Here is a 777-nt window from a genome sequence, read left to right as displayed (position 1 = left end):
ACACGCCGGAGTTCAAGGAGGCCCTGCAGCAGTTCGTGGACGCTATGCGGACGGACGGGCCGCTGAGGGACCTGCCCTCTATGGACAGATTCTGCCGCCAGAACGGCGGGGCTATCACGGAGGACGGCCTGAGCTATGGGTATCTGGCAGAGATGGGCAGCTACCGCTTCTGCCTTCGCTGTACCACCAGCCCCGGGGAATACCAGTGCTATCTTTACTGCTATGACCTGCGCCAGCAGACACTGGACAGGCCGGTGGGCCGGGTGTCCTTTGCCAACGGCGAACACATGGAGTTTACAGCCCCGCAGGATTACCTCCGGACCATCCGGGAGGAGCTGCCCACAAAGGATGGGACCGGCTTCCTCTTTGAGACCCTGACGGATGCCCCGGCGGTGCGCAAGGCGGTGGACGATATGGTCTATGACCTGTATGGGGAGGAGAACCCCAGGCCGCTGGAGGATTACGTGTCTCGCCAGGGGCCGGAGATGGGAGGGCAGCAGATGTGACCACACAGAACAGACAGCCGGTGCTGCGCTGTGTCCTGAGCAACGCGGCGCACCCGGAGTATGGCCAAGTGACCATCCCCTTCCCCATCCCCGTCATGGAATATGAGCGCACCCTGGAACTTCTAGCCGCTATGGAGCTGGGAGCCCGCCTGAAACGGGACTGCCGGGTGGACGAGCTGGAGAGCGGCTTCCCCATCCTTAAACGCCTGGAGAAGGTGGGCGCCAATCTGGACGAGCTGGACTACCTGGCCCGGCGGCTGGACAGCTTTGA

At 63.1% G+C, this 777-nt stretch carries 1 protein-coding gene and 1 pseudogene; both read left to right on the top strand.

Annotation, left to right across the window (positions count from 1 at the left end):
- A partial coding sequence (locus HMPREF0372_RS05135) for a hypothetical protein (protein WP_007489540.1) occupies positions 1–506 on the top strand: 506 nt, incomplete at its 5' end.
- Positions 503–777, top strand: a pseudogene (locus tag HMPREF0372_RS19995) (hypothetical protein); the annotation flags it as partial. The gene HMPREF0372_RS05135 and the pseudogene HMPREF0372_RS19995, both read left to right, overlap by 4 nt.

The organism is Flavonifractor plautii ATCC 29863 (genome assembly GCF_000239295.1).
GTDB classification, from domain to species: domain Bacteria; phylum Bacillota; class Clostridia; order Oscillospirales; family Oscillospiraceae; genus Flavonifractor; species Flavonifractor plautii.
The sequence above is the reverse complement of the archived record's forward strand: the minus strand, read 5'-3'. Positions and strand labels throughout refer to the sequence as shown.